Origin of the sequence: Pseudomonas sp. 43A, from assembly GCF_013363935.1 — a bacterium.
In the GTDB taxonomy this organism is placed as follows: domain Bacteria; phylum Pseudomonadota; class Gammaproteobacteria; order Pseudomonadales; family Pseudomonadaceae; genus Aquipseudomonas; species Aquipseudomonas crudilactis.
This window is the reverse complement of sequence record NZ_CP054880.1, coordinates 5,015,871-5,040,512: the sequence shown is the minus strand read 5'-3', so window position 1 is coordinate 5,040,512 and position 24,642 is coordinate 5,015,871. Positions and strand designations below refer to the sequence as shown.

Annotated in this window: 17 protein-coding genes; 6 read left to right on the top strand and 11 right to left on the bottom strand. The window is 59.7% G+C overall.

Annotated features, from left to right (window positions below):
- The first annotated feature begins 73 nt into the window (after window positions 1-73).
- The gene (gene sigX / locus HUW52_RS21960; RefSeq protein WP_011333251.1) at window positions 74-664 is read left to right on the top strand and encodes an RNA polymerase sigma factor SigX; all 591 of its coding nucleotides are present in this window, start codon (window positions 74-76) and stop codon (window positions 662-664) included.
- 107 nt (window positions 665-771) lie between these two features.
- Entirely contained in the window at window positions 772-1,806 is a 1,035-nt protein-coding gene (locus HUW52_RS21955) for an OmpA family protein (RefSeq protein WP_016985589.1), read from the top strand.
- A 70-nt stretch (window positions 1,807-1,876) separates the two neighbouring features.
- Here the strand turns inward: HUW52_RS21955 and cobA are convergent, their stop codons facing one another.
- The 8 genes from cobA to HUW52_RS21915 all read right to left on the bottom strand — a co-directional run bounded on the left by cobA (window position 1,877) and on the right by HUW52_RS21915 (window position 13,659).
- Window positions 1,877-2,635: a uroporphyrinogen-III C-methyltransferase gene (cobA, locus tag HUW52_RS21950; RefSeq protein ID WP_175554901.1), complete on the bottom strand. Its 759-nt coding sequence runs from the start codon at window positions 2,633-2,635 to the stop codon at window positions 1,877-1,879.
- A 13-nt stretch (window positions 2,636-2,648) separates the two neighbouring features.
- A complete protein-coding gene (locus tag HUW52_RS21945) occupies window positions 2,649-5,363 on the bottom strand; it encodes a nitrate reductase (protein ID WP_175554900.1) in 2,715 nt (904 codons plus the stop codon).
- On the bottom strand, window positions 5,363-5,680 hold the full coding sequence (nirD, locus tag HUW52_RS21940; protein ID WP_175554899.1) for a nitrite reductase small subunit NirD: 318 nt from the start codon (window positions 5,678-5,680) through the stop codon (window positions 5,363-5,365). Before nirD ends, HUW52_RS21945 begins: the two co-directional genes overlap by 1 nt.
- Window positions 5,677-8,130: a nitrite reductase large subunit NirB gene (nirB, locus tag HUW52_RS21935; RefSeq protein ID WP_175554898.1), complete on the bottom strand. Its 2,454-nt coding sequence runs from the start codon at window positions 8,128-8,130 to the stop codon at window positions 5,677-5,679. Before nirB ends, nirD begins: the two co-directional genes overlap by 4 nt.
- A gap of 414 nt (window positions 8,131-8,544) precedes the next feature.
- Window positions 8,545-10,203, bottom strand: a complete 1,659-nt coding sequence (locus tag HUW52_RS21930; RefSeq protein WP_175554897.1) for a bifunctional protein-serine/threonine kinase/phosphatase — start codon at window positions 10,201-10,203, stop codon at window positions 8,545-8,547.
- Window positions 10,204-10,210: 7 nt separating this feature from the next.
- A complete protein-coding gene (locus HUW52_RS21925; protein ID WP_175554896.1) occupies window positions 10,211-11,422 on the bottom strand; it encodes a NarK/NasA family nitrate transporter in 1,212 nt (403 codons plus the stop codon).
- Window positions 11,423-11,856: 434 nt separating this feature from the next.
- A complete protein-coding gene (locus HUW52_RS21920; protein WP_007916390.1) occupies window positions 11,857-12,432 on the bottom strand; it encodes an ANTAR domain-containing response regulator in 576 nt (191 codons plus the stop codon).
- Between the two features lie 15 nt (window positions 12,433-12,447).
- Window positions 12,448-13,659 (bottom strand): CmpA/NrtA family ABC transporter substrate-binding protein, encoded by a 1,212-nt coding sequence (locus HUW52_RS21915; RefSeq protein ID WP_175554895.1) that lies wholly within the window; start codon window positions 13,657-13,659, stop codon window positions 12,448-12,450.
- Window positions 13,660-13,883: 224 nt separating this feature from the next.
- On the opposite strand from HUW52_RS21915, the gene HUW52_RS21910 reads away from it, so the two are divergent.
- Window positions 13,884-14,903 carry a quinone-dependent dihydroorotate dehydrogenase gene (locus HUW52_RS21910; protein WP_016985598.1) on the top strand — a complete coding sequence of 340 codons (1,020 nt, stop codon included), beginning with the start codon at window positions 13,884-13,886 and terminating at the stop codon, window positions 14,901-14,903.
- A gap of 241 nt (window positions 14,904-15,144) precedes the next feature.
- On the opposite strand, the gene rmf is transcribed toward HUW52_RS21910, so the two are convergent.
- Window positions 15,145-15,360, bottom strand: a complete 216-nt coding sequence (gene rmf, locus HUW52_RS21905; RefSeq protein WP_003223300.1) for a ribosome modulation factor — start codon at window positions 15,358-15,360, stop codon at window positions 15,145-15,147.
- Window positions 15,361-15,892: 532 nt separating this feature from the next.
- Between rmf and rlmKL the strand changes: the two genes are divergently transcribed.
- Together rlmKL and HUW52_RS21895 are read left to right on the top strand one after the other, a co-directional pair.
- Complete coding sequence (rlmKL, locus tag HUW52_RS21900; protein WP_175554894.1) at window positions 15,893-18,163, top strand: bifunctional 23S rRNA (guanine(2069)-N(7))-methyltransferase RlmK/23S rRNA (guanine(2445)-N(2))-methyltransferase RlmL; 2,271 nt, start codon at window positions 15,893-15,895, stop codon at window positions 18,161-18,163.
- A 145-nt stretch (window positions 18,164-18,308) separates the two neighbouring features.
- Entirely contained in the window at window positions 18,309-20,690 is a 2,382-nt protein-coding gene (locus HUW52_RS21895; RefSeq protein ID WP_175554893.1) for a diguanylate cyclase, read from the top strand.
- Window positions 20,691-20,825: 135 nt separating this feature from the next.
- Here the strand turns inward: HUW52_RS21895 and dacB are convergent, their stop codons facing one another.
- On the bottom strand, window positions 20,826-22,286 hold the full coding sequence (dacB, locus tag HUW52_RS21890) for a D-alanyl-D-alanine carboxypeptidase/D-alanyl-D-alanine-endopeptidase (protein ID WP_160057069.1): 1,461 nt from the start codon (window positions 22,284-22,286) through the stop codon (window positions 20,826-20,828).
- A 233-nt stretch (window positions 22,287-22,519) separates the two neighbouring features.
- Here dacB and HUW52_RS21885 point away from each other — a divergent pair, with 233 nt between their 5' ends.
- A complete protein-coding gene (locus HUW52_RS21885) occupies window positions 22,520-22,864 on the top strand; it encodes a YggL family protein (protein WP_007916365.1) in 345 nt (114 codons plus the stop codon).
- 257 nt (window positions 22,865-23,121) lie between these two features.
- Here HUW52_RS21885 and HUW52_RS21880 read toward each other — a convergent pair whose 3' ends face one another.
- Window positions 23,122-24,312: a benzoate/H(+) symporter BenE family transporter gene (locus tag HUW52_RS21880; RefSeq protein WP_175554892.1), complete on the bottom strand. Its 1,191-nt coding sequence runs from the start codon at window positions 24,310-24,312 to the stop codon at window positions 23,122-23,124.
- Between the last annotated feature and the right edge of the window lie 330 nt (window positions 24,313-24,642).

Below are 24,642 nucleotides of genomic sequence, written 5' to 3'. Positions count from 1 at the left end.
ATGTATGCCGCCGCAAAATGCCAGCTGATGCTGGTTGCGGTGGACATTGACCTGACTGTCGGCACGCCTTGTTTTGAATAAAGCCCAAACGCTATCCACGCGCTACGACCCCCGCGAGCTCTCTGATGAGGAGTTGGTCGCGCGCTCGCATACCGAGCTTTTTCACGTAACGCGCGCCTATGAAGAACTGATGCGGCGTTACCAGCGAACATTATTTAACGTTTGTGCGAGATATCTTGGGAACGATCGCGACGCAGACGATGTCTGTCAGGAAGTCATGTTGAAGGTGCTGTATGGCCTGAAGAACTTCGAGGGGAAATCGAAGTTCAAAACGTGGCTCTACAGCATCACGTACAACGAATGTATTACGCAGTATCGGAAGGAACGGCGAAAGCGTCGCTTGATGGACGCATTGAGTCTTGACCCCCTCGAGGAAGCGTCCGAAGAAAAGGCGCCGAAACCCGAGGAGAAGGGCGGGCTTGATCGCTGGCTGGTGTATGTGAACCCGATTGACCGTGAAATTCTGGTGCTACGATTTGTCGCAGAGCTGGAATTTCAGGAGATCGCAGACATCATGCACATGGGTTTGAGTGCGACAAAAATGCGTTACAAACGTGCTCTAGATAAATTGCGTGAGAAATTTGCAGGCATTGCTGAAACTTAGTTCAGCGCAAATATCTCTTACGTGTAGGCAAGTTCTGATAGACTTGCCGCCGAGTTGTCCCCCGGTTTGCGGGACTGCTTCACAATCACCAGATGGGGATTTAACGGATGAAACTGAAAAACACCTTGGGCTTGGCCATTGGTTCTCTGATTGCCGCCACTTCGTTCGGCGCTCTGGCACAAGGCCAAGGCGCAGTTGAAATCGAAGGCTTCGCAAAGAAAGAACAATTCGACAGCGCTCGTAACTTCAAGAACAACGGCAACCTGTTCGGCGGTTCGATCGGTTACTTCCTGACCGACGACGTTGAACTGCGTCTGGGCTACGACGAAGTGCACAACGTGCGTTCCGACGACGGTCGTAACATCAAGGGCGCTAACACCGCTCTGGACGCTCTGTACCACTTCAACAACCCAGGCGACATGCTGCGTCCATACGTATCGGCTGGTTTCTCCGATCAGAGCATCGGTCAGAACGGTTCCGGCGGTCGTGACCGCTCCACCTTCGCCAACCTGGGCGCTGGTGCCAAGCTGTACTTCACCGAGAACTTCTACGCCCGTGCCGGCGTTGAAGCTCAGTACAACATCGACCAGGGCGACACCGAGTGGGCTCCTAGCGTTGGTATCGGTGTGAACTTCGGTGGCGGCTCCAAGCCTGCTGCTGCTCCAGTTCCAGCACCAGCTGAAGTCTGCTCCGACAGCGACAACGATGGCGTTTGCGACAACGTTGACAAGTGCCCGGACACCCCAGCCAACGTAACTGTTGACGCTGACGGCTGCCCAGCAGTTGCTGAAGTTGTTCGTGTTGAGTTGGACGTTAAGTTCGACTTCGACAAGTCGGTTGTGAAGCCAAACAGCTACGGCGACATCAAGAACCTGGCTGACTTCATGAAGCAGTACCCATCCACCACCACTACTGTTGAAGGTCACACTGACTCCGTCGGTCCTGACGCTTACAACCAGAAACTGTCCGAGCGTCGTGCAAACGCCGTTAAGCAAGTTCTGACCAACCAGTACGGTGTTGAATCGTCCCGCGTTCAGTCTGTTGGCTACGGCGAATCCCGCCCAGTTGCTGACAACAAAACTGAAGCTGGCCGCGCTGTAAACCGTCGCGTAGAAGCGCAGGTTGAAGCTCAAGCTAAGTAATTAGCTGCCGCTCTGAGAAAAGCCCGGCTTAGGCCGGGCTTTTCTTTGCCTGCGATTTGGCTTTCGAAGACTACGCAGCCCCTGTGCAGGCGCTGCCGCAGGCTGCAATCCGTTGATCTTCAACAACAGCCGCCACCGCCCCGATCACCAGAATCGCCGGGCTTTTCAATCCAAACGCATAAGCGTCGTTACTCATTGCCGTCAGATCACTGCGGCATTCGCGTTGCTCTGGCAACGACGCATTTTCGATCATCGCCACCGGCGTATCCGCCGCCATCCCGCCCGCCAGCAACTGATCGCGAATCTCGCCCAGCTTGGCCACACCCATATAAACCACCAGCGTCGTACCGCCCTGCGCCAGCGCCTGCCAGTTCAATTGGCTGTCATCCTGCGTGTGCGCGGTCACCAGCGTCACGCCTCGCGCCACACCGCGCAAGGTCAGCGGAATATCGCACTGCGTCGCCCCGGCCAGCCCGGCGGTGATGCCATTGACCAACTCCACCTCGACCCCACGCTCCCGCAGCCACTGCGCTTCTTCACCCCCGCGGCCGAAAATGCACGGATCGCCGCCCTTGAGCCGCACCACACACTTGCCTTGGCGGGCGTAACGCAGCATCAGTCGATGGATAAACGCCTGCGGTGTTGAGCGGCAGCCGCCGCGTTTACCTACCGCAATAATGCGCGCGGCGGGGCAGTGCTCCAGAACCGCGTCGTTGACCAGATCATCGATCAGCACCACATCGGCTTCGCGTAAGGCGCGTACCGCTTTGAGGGTCAGCAGTTCGGGATCACCAGGACCTGCGCCCACCAGCCAGACTTTTGCATTCATGGTGTTTTCCTCATCAGATGACGGCGACTGGCTGCACATCGGCAGCCAGCAAACGTTTTATTTCCGGGACACACGAGCCGCATTGCGTGCCGCAGCCCAAATTGTTTTTCAAACCTTGCAGATCCAGCCCTTGGCGAATGCCGGCGCAGACCGCGTTGAGGCTGACGTTCTTGCAGTTGCACAGGGTTTTATCTGCAGCGATCTGCGCCCCGGCACTGCCCGGCGGCGCACTCATCGGTGCAAGTAACCAGCGCCGCAGTTGTTCGTCCGCACGGCCTTCCAGCCACAAACTTTGCAACCAATGCCGGGCGAGGGTTTCGCCGGCCAGTCGGATCGCGGTGATCCGGCCGTTTTCAATGCGTACGCGCTTGCCGACAGCCCGACGGGGATCGTCATAAGCGAGTACCGGGCCTTCGATGAGTGACAGGCATTGGTCGATCTGAGCCAATAATTGTGGATTCGGCGCCTCGTTGCTGGCAGCGCGTATCAGCAATGCCGATCGTTCACGTCCGACAAGGCTGAGACTCACGTAGGAAAATGCCTCGCAAAGCGGCCGTAGGGCCTCGAAATGCCGTTGAACATCGCCCTCGATCAGTGCGAACAGTTGCCACGGCAGATTCACCGCTTCCAGGCGCACACCGCTGTGTTTGAGTTCCGGTTGTTTCGACAGTGGATCAAAGGCCGGCAGGGTCAGGCTGTTCACGCCGCCCTTGAGAAAGCGGTCGCCCCAGTGCATCGGTAGAAACGCTTGCCCTGGACGCACGCTGTCATCGCTGCCGACTGCAACGATCACCGCGCCGCGACGACTTTTCAGATTGACCAGATCGCCTGGTTGCAAGCGATGACGGCGCAATTCGTCTGGATGCAGACTCAACACCGCTTCGCTGACATGCCCGAACAGCTGCGCCGCCGTACCGGTGCGGCTCATACCGTGCCATTGATCGCGCAGGCGGCCAGTGATCAATGTCAGTGGAAAGCGTGCATCACGCTGTTCTTTGGCGGCGCGATAAGGGTCTGCGATGAACTGAGCGTGTCCGTTGGCAGTTGGGAAAATCCCGTCCTCGTACAGGCGTGGCGTTCCTTGCCGCGCGCCGACAGGGAAGGGCCATTGCTGTGGCCCGATCTCGTCGATCAGCGCATAACTGATACCGGACATATCCAGATCCCGCCCGTGCGTTAGTCCTTTGAATTCATCGAACAACTGCGCAGGTTGGCTGAAGGTAAACAGGCTCGGTGCTGCGGGGCGCAGACGTTTTTCCAGACGCTGTGCGAAATCTACCGTGATCGCCCAGTCGGCTCGCGCTTCACCCGGTGGGAGGATGGCTTTGCGCACGTGGGAAATGCGTCGTTCGGAATTGGTCACGCAGCCTTCTTTCTCGCCCCAACTGGCGGCGGGTAGCAGGAGATCGGCGAATGCTGCGGTTTCGGTGGTGCGAAAGGCTTCTTGCAGAACCACAAACGGGCAAGCTTCCAGCGCCGCGCGCACCGCACTCTGATCCGGCATCGACTGCGCCGGGTTGGTACAGGCAATCCACAACGCCTTGATCTTGCCGCTGCGTACCTGGTCGAACAGTTCGATTGCGCTGAGCCCGGTGCTACCTGGTAAGCGGTCAACACCCCAATAAGCCGCCACTTCAGCTCGGTGTTCAGGGTTGGCCGCCTCACGATGTCCCGGCAACAGATTCGATAAGCTTCCGGTTTCGCGCCCGCCCATGGCATTTGGCTGACCAGTGAGGGAGAAAGGTCCTGCGCCCGGACGGCCGATTTGTCCGGTGGCCAAGTGCAGATTGATCAGTGCACTGTTCTTCGCGCTGCCAGCCGTGGACTGGTTCAAACCCATGCACCACAGCGACAGAAAACTCGGCGAAGTGCCGACCCATTCGGCGCATTGCTGTAATTGCTCGACACTGATCCCGCACAGCTGCGAAACCATTTGCGGGGTGTAATCGCGCACTAGGTTCTTCAGTTCGGCGAGTCCATCGGTGTGCGCCTTGACGAAGTCGCGATCAATCCAGTCTTCCCACAACAGCAGATGCAAAATCCCATGGAACAACGCGACATCGGTACCGGGCAGAATCGTCAGGTGCAGATCGGCGAGGTCGCAAGTGTCGGTGCGCCGTGGATCAATAACGATGACTTTCATCTGTGGCCGGCGGGACTTTGCCTCTTCCAGCCGACGAAAAAGTACCGGATGGGCGTAGGCCATGTTACTGCCGACGATCATCACGCAATCGCTGAGTTCCAGATCCTCATAGCTGCACGGCGGGGCGTCGGCGCCGAGGCTGCGCTTGTAGCCGACCACGGCTGAGGACATGCACAGGCGCGAATTGCTGTCGATGTTGTTGGTCCCGACCAATGCCCGTGCCAGCTTGTTGAAGGCGTAGTAGTCCTCGGTCAGCAACTGTCCGGAGATATAGAACGCCACGCTGTCGGGGCCGTGCTCGGCGATGGTCTCGGCGAACACGTTGGCGGCATGCTCCAGCGCGGTGTCCCAGTCCGTGCGGCTGCGCGCCAGGCCTTTGCCCAGACGCAGTTCCGGGTACAGCGCGCGAGCGGCAAGGTCGCCAGTCAGGTGCAGGGTCGAGCCTTTGCTGCACAGTTTGCCGAAGTTGGCCGGATGCGCCGGATCGCCGCTGACGCCGAGAATGCGCTCGCCGTCATGCTCGATCAGCACGCCGCAGCCGACCCCGCAATAACAGCAGGTCGAGGCGGTCGTCTGGCGGTTCATCAGATGGCGTCCCGCAGAGCCAACTGCACCCGACCGTTTTCGACCCGCGCCGGGTGATGGTGCGCGCAACCGATGTCTGGCGCCTGCGCCTCGCCAGATTCGAGGTCGATTTGCCAGTTGTGCAGCGGACAGGCCACGCGTTTGCCGTAGATCAAGCCTTGCGACAACGGTCCACCCTTGTGCGGGCAGCGGTCGTCGAGGGCGAAAACTTCGTCGTCGCTCGTACGAAAAATCGCAATGTCACCTCTCGGCCCGGCAATGATTCGCGAACCGAGGGCATTGATCTCGTCGAGGGCACAGATATCCAGCCAGTTCATGCCAGCACCTCCAGATTTTTCACGGGGATTACGTCGAATTCTTTCTTCAATTGCGGCTGCGCCAGACGTTCTTTCCACGGGTCTTGTTCGAACGACAGGGAGAATTGCAGGCGCTCGTTAAGCGCTTTGCGGCGCTCGGGGTCTTCCAGCACGGCTTTCTTGATGTGTTCCATGCCGACCCGTTGCAGGTAGTGCACGGTGCGTTCGAGGTAGAAGGCTTCTTCGCGATATAGCTGCAGGAACGCGCCGTTGTACTCGCGCACTTCTTCGGCGGTTTTCAGCTTGACGAAGAACTCGGCGACTTCGGTCTTGATCCCGCCGTTACCGCCGATGTACATCTCCCAGCCGGAGTCGACGCCGATAATTCCTACGTCTTTAATCCCCGCTTCCGAGCAGTTGCGTGGGCATCCGGAGACCGCGAGTTTCACTTTGTGCGGCGACCACATGTTGAACAGATCGTGCTCAAGCTCGATGCCCAGTTGTGTCGAGTTCTGCGTGCCGAAGCGGCAGAACTCACTGCCGACGCAGGTTTTTACCGTGCGGATGGATTTGCCGTAAGCGTGGCCGGACGGCATGTCGAGATCCTTCCACACGCCGGGCAGATCCTGCTTCTTGATGCCGAGCAAATCGATACGCTGACCGCCGGTGACCTTGACCATCGGCACGTTGTACTTGTCGGCCACATCGGCAATCCGCCGCAGTTCCGAAGGATTGGTCACGCCGCCCCACATGCGTGGCACCACCGAATACGTGCCGTCCTTCTGGATGTTGGCGTGTGCGCGTTCATTGATCAGGCGCGATTGCGGATCGTCCTTGGCTTCGCCGGGCCAGGTGGAAATCAGGTAATAGTTGAGAGCTGGGCGGCACGTTGCGCAGCCGTTCGGCGTGCGCCAGTTGAGGTAACTCATGGTGCCGGCGATGGTCAGCAGATGCTGCTCGCGAATGGCTTGGCGGATCTGCCCGTGATTGAGGTCGCTGCAACCGCAAATGGCTTTTTCGCTTTTCGGTTTGACGTCGGCTGCGCCACCCACGGTGTTGATCAGGATCTGTTCGACCAGTCCGGCGCAGGAGCCGCAGGAGCTGGCCGCTTTGGTGTGTTTCTTCACCTCGTCGACGCTGAACAGGCCATGTTCCTGAATCGCTTTGACGATGGTGCCTTTGCACACGCCGTTGCAACCGCAGACTTCGGCGGTGTCGGCCATGACCATGGCTTTGTCCTGGCCCTGATGTCCTACGTCGCCTAATGCATTTTCGCCAAACATCAGGTGATCGCGGATCTCGCCGATGGCGTGATTCTCACGAATCTGGCGGAAATACCAACCGCCATCTGCCGTATCGCCGTACAGACAGGCGCCGACCAGCACGTCATCCTTGATCACCAGTTTTTTGTACACGCCGCCAATCGGGTCGGAGAGGGTGATGGTTTCCGTGCCTTCGCCGCCCATGAAGTCGCCCGCGGAAAACAGATCGATGCCGGTGACTTTCAATTTGGTTGACGTCACCGACCCCTGATAACGGGCGAAGCCCAGTTGTGCGAGGTGATTGGCGCAGACTTTGGCCTGTTCGAACAATGGCGCGACCAGCCCGTAGGCAATGCCGCGATGACTGGCGCATTCACCGATGGCATAAATACGTGGGTCGTAGGTTTGCAGGGTGTCGTTGACCAGAATCCCGCGATTGCACGGGATGCCGGCCTTTTCCGCCAATTCTGTGTTGGGACGAATACCGGCAGCCATTACCACCAGATCGGCGGGGATGATGTCGCCGTTCTTGAACTGCACCGAGCCGACCCGGCCATTGCCTGCGTCGTGCAGCGCCTGAGTCTGTTCGCACAGACGGAAGTGCAGGCCACGGGATTCAAGGGCGTTTTGCAGCAGTTGGCCGCTGGTTTTGTCGAGTTGACGTTCCAGTAACCACTCACCGATGTGCACCACGGTGACGTGCATGCCGCGCAGCATCAGGCCATTGGCGGCTTCGAGACCGAGCAGACCGCCACCGATGACCACCGCGTGCTTGTGGGTTTTGGCGGTGTCGATCATCGCTTGGGTGTCGGCGATGTCGCGATAACCGATCACACCCTGCAAGGTGTTGCCGGGGATTGGCAGGATGAACGGCGTCGAGCCGGTGGCGATCAGCAGGCGATCGTATTCGGCTTCGGTGCCGTCCTCGGCGATCACCCGGCGTTTGACCCGGTCGATCTCCACCACTTTGCGGTTGAGCAGCAACTTGATGTTGTTTTCCAGGTACCAGTCGAGGTCGTTGAGCACGATCTCTTCGAAGGTCTGCTCACCGGCCAGCACCGGCGAAAGCAGGATGCGATTGTAGTTGGTGTGCGGTTCGGCGCCGAAGACGGTGATGTCGTACAGCTCGTTGCTCAGCTTGAGCAGTTCTTCGAGGGTGCGGACTCCGGCCATGCCATTGCCGATCATCACCAGTTTGAGTTTTTTCATCAGGTTCTCCGGGGAGCTGCGGCTGGCCTCTTGTGGGCAGTCAGGCCTTGCTCGAGAAATTTTGCGCAAACAAAAAAAGGCGTCCCGCTAGTTGCCTAGCGAGGACGCCTTTGTCCTGGTCCCGTTCTCTCGGGAAGCGCAGCCTTCGTCGTTGAAGGTTGGGCTTTATGTGTGTGTTGAGTGGGGTAATGCAGTGGTTGTGCCAAGTGGGTGCGGTGGCGGTTTTATTGGGGGTGACGGATTTTGAGGATGTATTTTTTGCACTGATTCGAAGCGGGTTGCTCGTTCGTGGGGCATTCAGGAAGGTGGATTTGTGGTGATTGGGCTGACGTCATCGCGAGCAGGCTCACTCCTACAGGGGAACGCATTTCAAATTATAGGAGTGAGCCTGCTCGCGATGGCCGCGACGCGGTGTCAGTGATGAAATAACAAAATCAGCAGCACCAGATTTCCCAACAGAGCCACCACCGCCATCGTCCGCCAGACCTTCAAAGGCTCTCGCTCCAACAAGGGCCGAGGACGCACACTCAAACTGCGCCGCTCACCCTGTTCCAGCACCAACAACCATTCTTCCGCCGTTTCAAAACGCTGCTGCGGATCCGCCGCCACCCCGCGCTCCAGACTTTGTGTCAGCCATTCCGGCAGGTCCGGCCGATAACGGCTGGCACTTACCGGCAGACCAAAGCGGGGTCGCTGAAATGCTTCGATCTCGCCATAGGGAAAATGCCCGGTGAGCAAGAAATACAAGGTCACGCCCACCGCGTACAAATCCTGCTGCGCACTCGGCGGATCGCCGCGAAACGCTTCCGGGGCGATGTAACTAGGGGTTCCGGGCAGCGTCGACGGCGCGTCTTCGGACAGGCCAGGACAATACGCCAGGCCAAAATCCAGCAGGCGCAGTTCGCCATCGTCACCCACGTGCAGATTTTCCGGTTTGATATCCCGATGCAGAATCTGCCGCCGATGCAGCAGCCCGACCGCGCGCAGCAGGCGCTCGGCGATGTCCTGCCATTGCGTCAAAGATAGAGGCCCGAGTTGTGCCAGCGTCTTCCCAGAATATTCCCGCATCACGTAGTACAAATGCTGACGCTGATTGCAGCCATGGACTTCAGGAAAATGCCGACCGGCCACGCGTTTGAGGAACCATTCCTCGGACAGCAGCGCCTGCCCGGCGTGAGGATTATCGGCGCTGCGCGACGGCAGGGTTTTCAGCAACCATGTCTGACCTTGCCCATCGACAACCCGATACAGCAGCGATTGCTGACTCTGAGCGACAATCCTCTGAACCTGCCAGCCCTCGAAAGACTGGCCGGGTTTCAGCGGCGGCGGCAGGGGCCATTGCTGCAAATGAATCAATGCATCGCCGATATTCGCTTCACCCAGCGCATCGACCCGCACCAGCAATGCACTGGCATTGTCCTGACTCCCCGCCAGATGCGCCGCGTTGACCAGCGTTTGCGCAGCACTGCTCAGATCCGGCTGGTCACGCAGAATTGCCGCAATCGCGGTGTCACCCAACGTCGACCAGACACCGTCACTGAGCAGCACAAAGCTTTCACCGTCACGCAGCTCTCCGTCGAGAAAATCCAACACCAGATGCTGATCCAGCCCCAGCGCGCGTTTGAGCACATGCTGCATGCCCGGTTGATCCCAGACATGATCCTCAGAGATCCGCTGCAAGCTGTCGGCATGCCAGCGATACACCCGGCAATCGCCGACGTGGGCGAGGGTAAAACGCCGACCACGCATGACCAAAGCGCTGACCGTGGTGAGCAGCGGTTGCCCGCCACCGTTGGCCTGCAACCAGCGGTTTTGCGCGAGCAGCAGACGATCCAGCGCCTGCGCCACGCTCCAGGTTTCCGGCGTGGCGTAGTAGTCGAGCGCCAAGGCCTGCAAGGTCGAACGCGCCGCCAGCCCGCCATCGGCGCACTGGCTGACGCCGTCGGCGATGGCGAACAGATAACCTTTGCTCGCCGCCAGCGCCGGAGCCGGTGTCACCGAACGCAAAGCGTCCTGATTTTCTGCACGCGGGCCGGTGGTGCTGGCTTCGGCAAAACTCAATTGCAGGGCCATCGACGGTTCAGACCCGCGCCGCCGTCACCGCTGCCGAGCCCCAGGTGGTTCTCCAGCGACGCTTGACGCCGTGCAGGCCAAACCACGCCAACACGCCGAGGCTGGCAAACAACCACAGGGCCAGTTGATAGCTGCCGGTGCTCTGTTTGATCGCGCCCATGCCGGCCGCCAAGGCAAAACCGCCGATGCCGCCGGCCATGCCGATCAGTCCGGTCATCACGCCGATCTCCAGACGAAAACGCTGCGGTACCAGTTGGAAAACCGCGCCGTTGCCTGCCCCTAAACCGAGCATGGTGCAGACGAAAAGTGCCAGCGCCGCGTAGGAACTCGGCAAGTTGAAACCGACCGCGGCGATGCATACGGCAGCAACGGTATACATCGCCAGCAGTGTGCGAATGCCACCGAAGCGATCAGCCAGCGCGCCACCCAGCGGCCGCATCAGACTGCCGCCGAACACGCACGCAGCGGTGTAGTAACCGGCAGTCACCGGGCTCAAACCGTATTGATCGTTGAAGTAGCCGGGCAGGGCGCTGGCCAGCCCGATGAAGCCGCCGAAGGTCACGCTGTAGAAAAACATGAACCACCAGCTGTCACGGTCGCCCAGCGCCTTGAAGTAGTCGGCCATGGCTTTGGCTTTCGGCCGTTGTGGCGCGTTTTTCGCCAGCCAGGCAAACAGCACCAGCGTCAGGATCAATGGGATCAGGGCGAAACCGAAAACATTGCTCCAGCCGAACGCGGCGGCGAGTACCGGCGCGAGCAGCGCGGCGAACACGGTGCCGGAGTTGCCCGCACCGGCAATGCCCATGGCTTTGCCCTGATGCTGCGGTGGATACCATTGCGAGGCCAAGGGCAGGGCGACGGCGAACGAAGCGCCAGCCATACCGAGGAACAGGCCGAGTATCAACGCCTGCTCGTAGCTATGAATGCCGATTTTCCAGGCGCCGAACAGCGCGCAAATCACAATGACCTGACCGATCAGACCGGCGGTTTTCGGCGACAACCGATCGGCGAGCATGCCCATCACGAAGCGCAGTACGGCGCCGGCGAGGATCGGCGTGGCAACGACCAGGCCGCGTTGTTGGGTGGTCAGGTGCAAATCAGCGGCAATCTGCACCGCCAACGGGCCGAGCAGGTACCAGACCATGAAGCTCAGGTCGAAATAGAGGAAGGCCGCGAACAGGGTCGGGGTGTGGCCGGATTTCCAGAAGCTTGAATTCATCGCGCACCTCAGCTGAAAAGAGTCTCGAAAGGAGTCATGCAACAGCAGGTGGGGCGCCGCCACGGCCGCACCACCGGCCCCGGGCTGTGGGGCCAAAACGCAAAAACGCCGCTACCTGATGCGCCGGTTGGGCGAACGGGTGAGCGACGTCTTTGTCGTAGGTGGGGCAACCGCCGTTGGTTACCTGTGCGTTTTACATAGCGAGATTTGTGCCAACAGCCGGAAAATCAAAAGCCCCTCACCCTAGCCCTCTCCCAGAGGGAGAGGGGACTGACCGAGGTGTCTGACATCAAACATCGACCTGAAAGACCGTGTCGATTATGGATTCACAGCAGAAATCACAGCTCGGCGTACTTCGCGAGCATCCCCCGATCAGTCCCCTCTCCCTCCGGGAGAGGGCTAGGGTGAGGGGCTTTTCAAGCGGTCAGCGCCTTTCAGCCAAGCAACTCACTCATCGCAATAATCTGCTCCGCCACCTGAATCAGCTTCTGCTGCCGGCTCATCGCCTGCCGCCGCATCAAGGTGTAAGCCTCTTCCTCGTTGCAGTCCTTCATCTTCATCAACAACCCCTTGGCCAGTTCGATGCGCTTACGCTCAGCCAATTGCTGATCGCGAGCCTGAAGCTGCGCACGCAAAGCCTGATCACTCTCGAAACGCGCCATCGCCACATCGAGAATCGGCTGCAACCGCTGGGCGTGAATGCCTTCGACGATGTAGGCACTGACCCCGGACTTGATCGCCTGGCGCATCACCCCCGGATCATGCTCATCGGTAAACATCACGATTGGCCGTGGCTGGTCGCGGCTGACCAGCACCACTTGCTCCATGACATCGCGGCTCGGTGACTCGGTATCGATCAGAATCACGTCCGGGCGCACCGTTTCGACGCGCGCGGGCAGATCGATGGTCAGACCGGACTCGTCGATCACCTCGAAACCGGCCTCGGTCAACGCAGCCTTCAGGCGCCCGACTTTTTTCGCTGTGTCATTGATCAGCAGAATGCGCAACATATTCGCGGTCTCCTGTCAGCGGCGGGCGAGAAGGGGAGCGTCGTCGTTCAACGCATGCAGCTTGAAACTGCGCGCGTAGCCGGCCGGGTCGCTGCCGTCCCAGACTTTACCGTCGAGCAACTGGCTGCTGCGCATATCGGTACCCCACGCGGCGACGCCGACAGCGGTGGCGGCGTCGCGGTAGACGTCCAGCCGCTGGACCTGTCGGGCAACGGCGAGGTAATCCGGGTCTTCGCGCAGCAAACCCCAGCGGCGGAACTGGGTCATGAACCACATGCCATCGGACAAGTACGGCAAATTCACTTGGCCATTGCCGTGGAAGCGCAGCGCGTGTGGATCCTGCCAGCGATTGCCGAGGCCATCGGCATAATCACCGAGAAAACGCGGTTCGATGCACGAAAGCGGCGCGTCCAGATATTCCGGCGCGCTGAGCAACTGCGCGGTGCTGCGACGATTTTCCGGGCTCTCTTCGATAAAGCGGCTGGCCTCAAGGATCGCCATTACCAGCGCTCTTGCGGTGTTCGGATACTGCTCGACAAATTCACGGGTGCAACCAAGGACTTTTTCCGGGTGATCGGGCCAGATGGTCTGGCTGGTCGCCAGGGTAAAACCGAGATCCTGCTGCACCGCACTGGCCGCCCATGGTTCGCCGACGCAAAAGCCATCGATGCGCCCGGCTTGCAAGTGCGCGACCATTTGCGGCGGCGGGACGACGACGCTGTCGACATCCTGCAACGGATGAATGCCCTGACTCGCCAGCCAGTAATACAGCCACATCGCATGAGTGCCAGTGGGAAAAGTCTGGGCGAAGGTGAGTTTTGCGCGGCTTTGGTGCACATGCCGATCCAGCGCTTCAGGACTGCTCACGCCGAGGCTTTGCAGGCCGTGGGAGAGGTTGAGACTCTGGCCGTTCTGATTCAGGCCCATCAGCACGGCCATATCGGTCGGAGCGACGCCGCCGATGCCCAGATGCACGGCGTAGATCAGACCGTACAGACTGTGGGCGGCATCCAGTTCGCCGCTGACCAGTTTGTCGCGAAGGTTGGCCCAAGAGCTTTGGCGCTTGAGATTCAGGGTCAGCCCGTAAGGCTGGGCAAAGCCCTGTGTGGCAGCAACGACGACCGAGGCGCAGTCGCTCAGGGCCATGAAGCCGAGGTTGATCGCAGTCTTTTCCGGGGCATCGCTGCCATTGACCCAGGCCAGTGGCCCTACCGAAGGTTCATTCATACACCGCCACCTCGAAAAAAAAGCGCCGCCACGGACTTTGCGCAGGCAAAATCCGGGACGACGCCATTGTCCTTGCCCGCAAGCCGTCATTGGCCTGCGCGCTGATAGTCAAGGAGGGTGCAAGGCATATGCCACCGGCAGTGATTTGCGCGTGCGCCTCGCGCGGCAGGTCGATGCCCGGCTATAATCGCCGCCTCTTTTCGCCGCCCGAGTCATCGCCGCCCATGTACACCCTGGCCCGTCAGCTGTTGTTCAAACTTTCCCCGGAAACCTCCCACGATCTGTCGCTGGATCTGATCGGCGCGGGTGGGCGTTTGGGCTTAAACGGCTTGCTGTGCAAGGCGCCGGCAAAGAAGCCGGTGACGGTCATGGGCCTCGAATTCCCGAACCCGGTGGGTCTGGCGGCGGGTCTGGACAAGAACGGCGCGGCCATCGACGGCTTCGCGCAATTGGGTTTCGGTTTTGTTGAAATCGGCACCGTGACCCCGCGTCCGCAGCCGGGCAATCCGAAACCACGGATTTTCCGCCTGCCGGAAGCCGAGGCGATCATCAACCGCATGGGTTTCAACAACCTCGGTGTGGATAACCTGCTGGCGCGCGTGGCCGCTGCGAAATACAAGGGCGTGCTGGGCATCAACATCGGCAAGAATTTCGATACGCCGGTTGAGCGCGCGGTCGACGATTACCTGATCTGCCTCGACAAGGTTTACGCCCACGCCAGCTACGTGACGGTCAACGTCAGCTCGCCGAACACCCCGGGCCTGCGCAGCCTGCAATTTGGTGATTCGCTGAAGCAGTTGCTCGCGGATCTGGCTACCCGCCGCGCCGAACTGGCGTTGCGTCACGGCAAACATGTGCCGCTGGCGATCAAGATTGCACCGGACATGACCGACGAAGAAACCGCGCAGGTGGCTCAGGCGTTGATCGAAACGGGCATGGACGCGGTGATCGCGACCAATACCACCCTGAGCCGTGTTGGCGTCGAAGGCATGGAGCATGGCGACGAGGCGGGCGGTTTGTCCGGTGCACCAGTGCGGGAGAAGAGCACCAATACCGTGAAGGTGCTGGCGGGTGAGTTGGCTGGGCGGTTGCCGATCATTGCGGCGGGCGGGATTACTGAAGGCAAGCATGCGGCCGAGAAGATCACGGCAGGTGCGAGCCTGGTGCAGATCTACTCCGGCTTCATCTATAAGGGCCCGGCACTGATCCGAGAATCCGTAGACGCGATCGCCGCCCTGCGCTGATCCAATTGTGGGAGCGAGCCTGCTCGCGATAGCGGTGTATCAGTCACTGAAGATGTTGGCTGAACTGACGCTATCGCGAGCAGGCTCACTCCTACAGGTTTTGTATATGGCACAAATAATGTGACAGGCATAAAAAAGGGCTCCTCGAAGGAGCCCCTGGGCCGCAGCCCGCCGTCCGGGAAGGACGTGCATGGTAAGTCGTTACAAATTCAGATTGTCGTGTCGGAATTAATGCCCTGTGTCAGCCGACGGCGTGAAGTTCGTTGAGTCTGTGGATTCCCGCAGTGCCGGTCATACCGTCCCAGTTGTCGCCGCGTCCTTCTCGCCAGCCGTTAATCCAGGCTTGACGTACCGACGGTAGAGTAAATGGGCAAAGCTCACGGGATTTGCCACCAACGCCATATTGATATCCGCGCAAAAATGCTCTTTCCAACGGATCACGCTTAAGTCTTCTCATAGGGTGTTTCCCTCACTTGTTGACTGTTTTGTGTCGCGTTGACCTCAACTGAGGTCTGGCAGAAAAAACCTGCCATGGTGCGGCTCGCTGCCGGCGTGGCGAGCCAAGGTGTTGACGCCGTTGCGACGTCAACCTGTGTTCAGTTCTAACCAATGAGTCACACCGAGGGAATGATCGTTTTGTCATAAGGACGTAACGAAATTAGTGCTACAGCCATAAGTAACGACGGGTTTCATGCACGGTTTTTCAGCAAACCCCGGTATGATCGGCCCCGCGCTGCATGATGGGGTTAATTCTTTAGTGAGAATGACCCACGTTTGCGCTGGGGTATAAAGCGACGAAGGGTCGCTTTAAGACTTTTTGTTTCATCAACTTTTTTATCTGTCCCGGCATCTAAGCTCTTTTAACCCGAGCAGCGGGGATGGAACGGCACACCTTCGTGCCACGCGGGCGTTCTTTTAGAAAAGCGCCTGATTGAAAAACGGATCGGCAATGCGTTGCCGATTCACTAGCCAAAGGCTCTGGAAATACCATGTCCGACCGTTTCGAACTCTTCCTCACTTGCCCTAAAGGCCTTGAAGGCCTGCTCATCGAGGAAGCCGTCGGGCTTGGCCTTGAAGAAGCGCGCGAGCACACTTCCGCCGTGCGTGGCATGGCGACCATGGAAACCGCTTATCGCCTGTGCCTCTGGTCGCGTCTCGCCAACCGCGTGTTGCTGGTGCTCAAGCGTTTCCCGATGAAGGACGCTGAAGACCTCTACCACGGTGTGCTCGACATCGAGTGGCAGGATCACATGCTCAGCGACGGCACTCTGGCCGTTGAATTCAGCGGCCACGGCTCAGGCATCGACAACACTCACTTCGGCGCTTTGAAAGTCAAAGACGCCATCGTCGACAAACTGCGCACGCCGCAGGGCGACCGTCCGTCGATCGACAAGCTCAACCCGGATCTGCGCATTCACCTGCGTCTGGATCGCGGCGAAGCGATTCTCTCCCTCGACCTCTCCGGCCACAGCCTGCACCAGCGCGGTTATCGCTTGCAGCAGGGCGCTGCACCGCTGAAGGAAAACCTCGCAGCGGCAATCCTGATCCGTTCCGGCTGGCCACGCATTGCTGCCGAAGGCGGCGCGCTGGCTGACCCGATGTGCGGTGTCGGCACGTTCCTCGTCGAGGCGGGCATGATCGCCGCCGACATGGCGCCGAACCTGCGTCGTGAGCAGTGGGGCTTTACCGCATGGCTCGGTCACGTCCCGGCGCTGTGGAAAAAACTCCACGAAGAAGCCGTCGAGCGCGCCGCTGCCGGTCTGGCCAAGCCACCGCTGTGGATTCGCGGTTATGAAGCTGACCCACGACTGATTCAGCCGGGCCGCAACAACGTTGAGCGCGCAGGCCTGAGCGAGTGGATCAAAATCTACCAGGGCGAGGTCGCGACCTTCGAACCGCGTCCGGATCAGAACCAGAAAGGTCTGGTGATCTGCAATCCACCGTACGGCGAGCGTCTCGGTGACGAAGCCAGCCTGCTGTATCTCTACCAGAACCTCGGCGAGCGTCTGCGTCAGGCCTGTCTGAACTGGGAAGCGGCGGTATTCACCGGCGCACCGGATCTGGGCAAGCGCATGGGCATTCGCAGCCACAAACAGTATTCGTTCTGGAACGGCGCGTTGCCGTGCAAGCTGCTGTTGATCAAAGTGCTGCCGGATCAGTTCGTCACCGGCGAGCGGCGTACCCCGGAACAGCGTCAGGCCGAGCGCGAGCAAGCGGCTTACGACCAGACCCCGGACGAGCCGCAAGAGCGCAAGTTCAACAAGAACGGCAACCCGATCAAACCGACGCCAGCCCCGGCACCGGTGATCGAGCAACCGCGCTTGAGCGAAGGCGGGCAGATGTTTGCCAACCGTCTGCAGAAAAACCTCAAGGCGATGGGCAAGTGGGTCAAGCGCGAAGGCATTGATTGCTACCGTGTCTACGATGCCGACATGCCTGAATATGCGATGGCCATCGACCTGTACCACGATTGGGTGCACGTTCAGGAATACGCCGCGCCGAAGTCGATCGACCCGGAAAAAGCCTCGGCGCGCATGTTCGATGCCCTGGCGGCGATTCCGCAGGCACTCAACGTCGACAAGAGCCGCGTGGTGGTCAAACGCCGCGAGCGCCAGAGCGGCACCAAGCAGTACGAGCGTCAGGCTGCACAGGGCAAGTTCAATGAAGTCAGCGAGGGCGGCGTGAAGTTGCTGGTCAACCTCACCGACTACCTTGACACCGGTCTGTTCCTCGACCACCGCCCGATGCGCATGCGCATTCAGAAAGAGGCCGCCGGCAAGCGCTTCCTCAATCTGTTCTGCTACACCGCGACCGCCAGCGTGCACGCGGCCAAGGGCGGCGCGCGCAGCACCACCAGCGTCGATCTGTCGAAGACTTACCTCGACTGGGCACGCCGCAACCTGTCGCTGAACGGCTACTCGGACAAGAACCGTCTGGAGCAGGGCGATGTGATGGTGTGGCTGGAAAGCTGCCGTGACGAGTACGACCTGATCTTTATCGATCCGCCGACCTTCTCCAACTCCAAGCGCATGGAAGGCATCTTCGACGTGCAACGTGATCAGGTGCAGTTGATCGACCTGGCCATGGCCCGTCTGGCGCCCGGCGGTGTGCTGTATTTCTCCAACAACTTCCGCAAGTTCCAGTTGGAAGAAAACCTCGCCGAGCGTTACGCGGTCGAGGAAATCAGCGCGCAGACCATCGACCCGGATTTTGCCCGTAACACCAAGATCCACCGCGCCTGGAAAATCACGGCTCGTTGACGCTTTGCGCAATTGGATCCACAGAGCCTTGATTTTTAAAGGCTCCGTGGATCCGCCCGCGCTAGCTAAATTAGTGGCTAATAGCTATAACTCACACACGGTCAATGGGGTTTTCCCGTAAATGCTGGCGTAGTGAGTTGTCTTTATGTCGTTGCACCCCGTGCGCCCAAAGATTCTGGGTTTTATCAGCGAAGACGTCTCGGCCTGGCTGGTCGCGCTGCTGGTATTGCTCGCCGGTGGGATTCTCACGGGGCTGCTCGCCTGGGCCACCCTCAATCAGTTTCAGCAACAGACCCGTCAGCGTTTTCAACTGTTGGCCAATGAACGTTACAGTCGCATCGAAGAACGCTTTCAGGACCAGGAGCAACGCCTCGACGGCCTGCGTCGTTTCTTCGCCAACTCTGAATCGGTGTCCCGCGCCGAGTTCGACGGGTACACCCACCCCTTATTAATGCGTACCCAGGCCTATTCGTTTGCCCTCAAGATCAAGGGGGCCGAGCGCGCGGCATTCGAACAGCGCGTGCGTGACGAAGGCCTGAGCAACTTCACCCTGCGTGAACTGAATGCCCAGGGCGAGCTGCAACTGGCTGGCGTGCGCGATGAATACGTGCCGGTGCTCTACAGCCAGACGCAAAGTCGGCTCGGCTCACCATTGGGTTATGACCTGCTCGCACAACCGCTGCGGCGCGACACGCTGCAACGTGCCGACAAGCTCGGCGGGCTGGCGGTGTCGCAACCCATGCACCTGGTCAGCATCGAACCATCGTATGCGCGCGGTGTGCTGCTCGTCGCACCCGTGAGCCACAATGGCGAGCGCCAATCGTTTGGCTACGTGATGGCGGTGATCAGCATGCGTCAGTTGCTGGCCGACGGTTTGCCGGATGCCTTCCATGACTATCTGTCGGTGCGCATTCTCGACATGTCGACCAATGATCAGCACGAAGTGTTGTTCGAGTCGACCAACGAACCGGCGCCGAGCGACCTCACGGCCACGCGTCTGGTGCGCATGGCCGATCACGACTATCAGGTCGATATTCTGCCGAGCGAGGCGTTCGTTCAGGCCAATCATTCGTCGGTCGGCAGCGTGATCATTCTGGGCAGCTTGCTCAGTTTGCTGCTCAGTGCCTTGCTCTATGTGTTGGTCAGTCAGCGCCAGCGCGCCTTGCGCATGGTCGAATTGCGCACACAGGAATTGCACGCCAGCGAACAGGAATTGCGTGGTACCCACGGGCAGTTGCGCGGCGTGCTGAATGCCGCAACGCAGGTGGCGATCATCGCCACCGACCTGCGCGGGGTGATCAACACCTTCAACCCCGGCGCCGAACAAATGCTCGGCTACAGCAGCGCCGATGTCGTCGGCCACATGACTCTGGAAAACCTGCACCTGCCCCGCGAGTTGACGGCCCGCGCCTCCGAGTTGAGTGCGCGTTACGGCAAAAGCATCCCGACCTGCCACGCGATGCTGGTCGAGGGCGGCGAAGTCGGCGGCCACGAGGCCCGCGAGTGGACGCTGGTGCGCAGCGATGGCAGCCATATTCCGGTGAACATGCTCGCCACGCCGGTACTCGATGAACAAGGGCTGTGGGTCGGGCATCTGGCGATCTGCATCGACATCACCGAACGCAAGCGTGTGCACGAGGTGCTGGCGGCGCGGGATGTGTTGCTGAAGAAACTCAGCGCGCACGTGCCCGGCGGCATCTATCAATTCAAGATGGAATTCGACGGGCGCTTCAGTGTGATCTACGCCAGCGACGGCATCCGCGAGATCTACGAACTGGAACCGGACGTGCTGTTGTTCAACGCCGAGGCGATTTTCACGCGCATTCATCCACAGGACGTTACCCGCGTGCGCTCTTCGATTCGTGCCTCGGCGGACAGCCTCAGCCCGTGGCGCGAGGAGTATCGCGTACAGCTGCCCGAACGCGGCTTGCGCTGGGTGCGCGGCGAGGCGACGCCGGAAGAACTGCCGGGCGGCGGTGTGCTCTGGCATGGCTATATCTCGGATATTTCTGACCTGAAACGCGTGGAAGAAGAATTGCGTGCGCTGTCGGTGACCGACTCGCTGACCGGCATTCATAACCGTCGCTATTTCCAGGAACGCCTGACCACGGAAATGGCCCGGGTCGAGCGCGGCGGCGGTGAGTTGTCGGTGATCATGCTCGATATCGACCATTTCAAACGTATCAACGATCAGTACGGTCACGCCGTGGGCGATCGGGTGCTGCAAGCGGTGTGCGAACGCATCGGCCATCGTTTGCGCCGTACCGATGTGTTCTGTCGCTTGGGCGGCGAGGAGTTCATGGTGTTGTGCCCGGACATCGACGGCGAGCATGCGTACATGCTGGCGGTTGAGTTGTGGCAGGGTTTGCGTGGCGCGCCGGTGGATGTGGTCGGCGTGGTCACGGCGAGTTTCGGGATCGCCAGTTGGCGACTGGGGGAGGGCGCGGATGCGCTGTTGTTGCGGGCGGATTCGGGTGTGTATATGGCAAAGCAGCGCGGGCGTGATCGGGTCGAGCAGATGAGCTAGGCCGCGAAGCGGTTCCCCTGTGGGAGCGAGCTTGCTCGCGAAGGCGTCAGGTCAGTCAATAAATGCGTCGACTGATACTCCGCCTTCGCGAGCAAGCTCGCTCCCACAGGTTTTTGTGGTGTTGCCTGAACGGCGTTAGAGGACCGAAGCGGTCTGCGCCAGTTTCGGCTGCTTGTACAGGTCCAGCAGCACCTGATCCAGCACCGACGACGCCCCGAACGGCGCTTTGTCGTTGAGGATCGCCACCACTGCCCAAGTGTTGCCATTCACATCACGGCTAAAACCGGCAATTGCCCGCACGGTGTTCAGGGTGCCGGTCTTGACGTGGGCTTCACCGCGCATCGCCGTGGTTTTCAGACGCTTGCGCATGGTGCCGTCGGTACCGGCAATCGGCAGCGAGCTGATGTACTCGGCGGCATACGGGCTGTGCCAGGCGGCTTGCAGCATGCTCGCCATTTCACGGGCGCTGACCCGTTCAGCACGGGACAGGCCGGAGCCGTTCTCCATCACCAGATGCGGCGCAGTGATGCCTTTCTTCGCCATCCACTGACGCACTACGCGCTGTGCAGCCTTGGCGTCGTCACCGTCGGCATCATTGCGGAATTTCTGGCCAAGGCTGAGGAACAGTTGCTGGGCCATGGTGTTGTTACTGTATTTGTTGATGTCGCGGATGATCTCCGCGAGGTCCGGCGAGTAGGCGCGAGCCAGCAGTTTGGCGTTGCCCGGTGTCGAGGCCAGACGGTCCTTGCCCTGAATGCTGCCCCCCAGTTCCTTCCAGATCGCGCGCACGGCGCCGGCGGTGTAGGTCGCGTGATCGAGCAGCGACAGATAAGTCTGCGAACTGCAACCTTCGCCCAACTGGCCGGCCACGGTCACGGTCACGCTGCCATCCGCTTCTGGCACCGGGTTGTAGCGCACGCCGCCGGTGCATTGTTTGGAGGGCAGGGCTTTGACGGTGTTGGCGATGTGGATGCTGGCAATCGGCGGCTCAACCGAAATCAGCACCCGGCCATTATCGTTACGGGCAACGAAACGCAGGGCCTTGAGGTTGACCAGCAACGAGTCGGGTTTGACCAGGAACGGCTTGTTCTCGTCATTACCGTCATCGTTGAATTCTGGCAGCACTGGCTGCACAAAAAAGTTACGGTCGAGGATCAGATCACCGGTGATTTGCGTCACACCGTTGGCGCGCAGGTCGCGCATCAACAGCCAGAGCTTTTCCATGTTCAGCTTTGGATCGCCGCCGCCCTTGAGGTAGAGGTTGCCATTGAGGATGCCGCCGTTCAGGTCGCCATCGGTGTAGAACTCGGTTTTCCACTGATGATTGGGGCCGAGCATTTCCAGTGCCGCGTAAGTGGTCACCAGTTTCATCGTCGAGGCCGGGTTGACCGACACGTCGGCGTTGAACACGGTCGGCGTGCCCGGGCCATCCAGCGGCACCATCACCAACGACAGGGCGCTGGGCTGCAATTTGCTGGCCTTGAGTGCTTTTTCAACGTTGGGAGTCAGGGAAGTATTGATGGTGGCGGCAGAAACAGGCAGGGCCAGCGGCAGAAGAAGGCCGGCGAGAAGCAGGGGACGCAACGATTTGATCATATGAAATAAAACCCTACAGTCGAGGGGAAAATAACGAGGACATGGATGAAAAAGCCCTCAGCGGTCATGAAAGTGTCGGCATTATGCCCCAAGGTGTTACAGCTTGTGCCTTGTCTGGGCCGGCCAATACGTTATTTTTTTACAGGCGGTCGGCTACAGGGGCCAGAGAGTCGGGCAATCGGCGGCTTAAACTGGTAAAGTGCCGGCCGTTAATACTTAAGAGGATTGTTCCAATGGCGACTAACCGTTCCCAGCGTCTGCGCAAAAAACTGTGCGTTGATGAATTTCAAGAGCTGGGTTTCGAACTGAACCTGGACTTCAAAGAAGACTTGTCCGAAGAAGCCATTGACGCTTTCCTCGAAGCCTTCATCAAAGAAGCCATGGAAGCCAATGGTCTGGGTTATGTTGGCGGCGACGACTTCGGTCTGGTTTGCCTGCAGAAGCGTGGCTCGGTCAACGAAGAGCAGCGTGCTGCCGTTGAAGCCTGGCTGAAAACCCGCTCCGAGCTGACCAAGTATGAAGTCAGCCCGTTGCTGGACGTTTGGTATCCGGAAAAGCCGATCAACGCGGCTAAGTGATACTGAAAAAAACGGCGACCTGAGGGTCGCCGTTTTTTTTCGTCTGGGGTTTGGGTGTTTCGGTTTGGGATTTGTGGTGAGTCTACCCCTCATCGGAACGCCGCCCGCCCAGCCCTCTGCCCCTGGAGAGGGAGCCGACTTGTGGGCTTTTCAAAGCCTGAGTTCAACTCGGTATCCCACGTCGGCGTATGTCTTCCAAACACCTCGGTCAGTCCCCTCTCCCTCCGGGAGAGGGCTAGGGTGAGGGGCTTTTGACCTTAAGCTTTACGCCAATTCAAAATCAGTAAAGTCAAAACTCCCGCGACAATCCCCCAAAATGCCGAACCAATGGAAAACAGCGTCAGCCCCGACGCCGTGACCATAAAGGTAATCAACGCCGCCTCCCGTTCCTTCACCTCGGCCATGGCGATGCTCAAGCCATTAATGATCGAACCAAACAGCGCCAGCGCGGCAATCGACAGCACCAGTTCCTTCGGCAGCGCGGCAAACAACGCCGCCAATGTGGCGCCGAACACCCCGGCAATCCCGTAGAAAATCCCGCACCAGACCGCCGCGGTGTAGCGCTTGTTGCGATCTTCATGGGCGTGCGGCCCGGTGCAGATCGCTGCGCTGATGGCGGCGAGGTTGATGCCGTGGGAGCCGAACGGCGCCAGCAATAGTGAAGCGATGCCGGTGGTGGTGATCAGCGGCGAAGCCGGGACGTTGTAACCGTCGGCGCGCAGGACGGCGATGCCGGGCATGTTCTGCGAGGTCATCGCCACCACAAACAATGGAATGCCGATGCTGATCGTCGCCGCCAGCGAAAAGTGCGGCGTGGTCCACACCGGCGTCGCCACTTCCAGATGGAAACCGCTGAAATCCAGCAAACCCATGAACCCCGACAGCGCGGTGCCGATCAGTAATGCGGCGAGCACGGCATAACGCGGCGATAGGCGTTTGACTACTAAATAGGTGAAGAACATCCCCAGCACCAGCCCGGTACGGTGCTGCGCGGCGACGAAGATTTCGCTGCCGATCTTGAACAGAATCCCTGCCAGCAATGCCGCCGCCAAGGAGGCCGGGATCTTTTTTACCAGCCGTTCGAAGCTGCCGGTCAGCCCGCAGATCGTCACCAGCACTGCGCAGGTGATGTAGGCGCCAATGGCCTCGCCATAGCTGACACCGCCAAGACTGGTGATCAGCAACGCGGCGCCGGGCGTCGACCAGGCGATGGTGATCGGTGTGCGATAACGCAACGACAGGCCGATCGAGCACACCGCCATGCCGATCGAGATCGCCCAGATCCACGAAGAAATCTGCCCGCTGGTCAGACCTGCCGCTTGCCCGGCCTGGAACATCAGCACCAGCGAGCTGGTGTAACCGGTCATCATTGCGATGAAGCCAGCGACGATGGCCGAGGGCGAAGTGTCGGTCAGAGGGCGGAGTCGGGTGTGGGTGGCGTCGTTCATGACGGCGGTGTTCCTTATACCAATGAAGATCCCTTGTGGGAGCGAGCTTGCTCGCGAAAGCGGTGTGTCAGTCGACATCTGTATTGACTGTCATGCCGCCCTTCGCGAGCAAGCTCGCTCCCACAGGGAATTGTGGGCGAGCAGCGGATTCTGTGATCAAGCCTAAACTCAAACGTAACGGATCGTTGCAATACAGCCGAAGTCACAAACAGCCGTACAGTCGTGTTGCCACCTTTCATTGTGTACAATCGCGCTGTTTTTTACGCGATACTTGCCAGCGACCTACTGTGCCGTATTACAGTCACGGTCTATTCGCCGCAGTTCTCCCGA

Bases quoted from the DNA above. Each gene is read 5' to 3' on its own strand.
- rlmKL (WP_175554894.1), top strand. From the start codon at position 15,893: ATGTCCGACCGTTTCGAACTCTTCCTCACTTGCCCTAAAGGCCTTGAA.
- HUW52_RS21915 (WP_175554895.1), bottom strand. From the start codon at position 13,659: ATGAATGAACCTTCGGTAGGGCCACTGGCCTGGGTCAATGGCAGCGAT.
- HUW52_RS21955 (WP_016985589.1), top strand. From the start codon at position 772: ATGAAACTGAAAAACACCTTGGGCTTGGCCATTGGTTCTCTGATTGCC.
- HUW52_RS21925 (WP_175554896.1), bottom strand. From the start codon at position 11,422: ATGAATTCAAGCTTCTGGAAATCCGGCCACACCCCGACCCTGTTCGCG.
- HUW52_RS21895 (WP_175554893.1), top strand. From the start codon at position 18,309: ATGTCGTTGCACCCCGTGCGCCCAAAGATTCTGGGTTTTATCAGCGAA.
- HUW52_RS21920 (WP_007916390.1), bottom strand. From the start codon at position 12,432: ATGTTGCGCATTCTGCTGATCAATGACACAGCGAAAAAAGTCGGGCGC.
- dacB (WP_160057069.1), bottom strand. From the start codon at position 22,286: ATGATCAAATCGTTGCGTCCCCTGCTTCTCGCCGGCCTTCTTCTGCCG.
- cobA (WP_175554901.1), bottom strand. From the start codon at position 2,635: ATGAATGCAAAAGTCTGGCTGGTGGGCGCAGGTCCTGGTGATCCCGAA.
- HUW52_RS21885 (WP_007916365.1), top strand. From the start codon at position 22,520: ATGGCGACTAACCGTTCCCAGCGTCTGCGCAAAAAACTGTGCGTTGAT.
- HUW52_RS21930 (WP_175554897.1), bottom strand. From the start codon at position 10,203: ATGGCCCTGCAATTGAGTTTTGCCGAAGCCAGCACCACCGGCCCGCGT.
- nirB (WP_175554898.1), bottom strand. From the start codon at position 8,130: ATGAAAAAACTCAAACTGGTGATGATCGGCAATGGCATGGCCGGAGTC.
- HUW52_RS21945 (WP_175554900.1), bottom strand. From the start codon at position 5,363: ATGAACCGCCAGACGACCGCCTCGACCTGCTGTTATTGCGGGGTCGGC.
- nirD (WP_175554899.1), bottom strand. From the start codon at position 5,680: ATGAACTGGCTGGATATCTGTGCCCTCGACGAGATCAATGCCCTCGGT.
- HUW52_RS21880 (WP_175554892.1), bottom strand. From the start codon at position 24,312: ATGAACGACGCCACCCACACCCGACTCCGCCCTCTGACCGACACTTCG.
- HUW52_RS21910 (WP_016985598.1), top strand. From the start codon at position 13,884: ATGTACACCCTGGCCCGTCAGCTGTTGTTCAAACTTTCCCCGGAAACC.
- rmf (WP_003223300.1), bottom strand. From the start codon at position 15,360: ATGAGAAGACTTAAGCGTGATCCGTTGGAAAGAGCATTTTTGCGCGGA.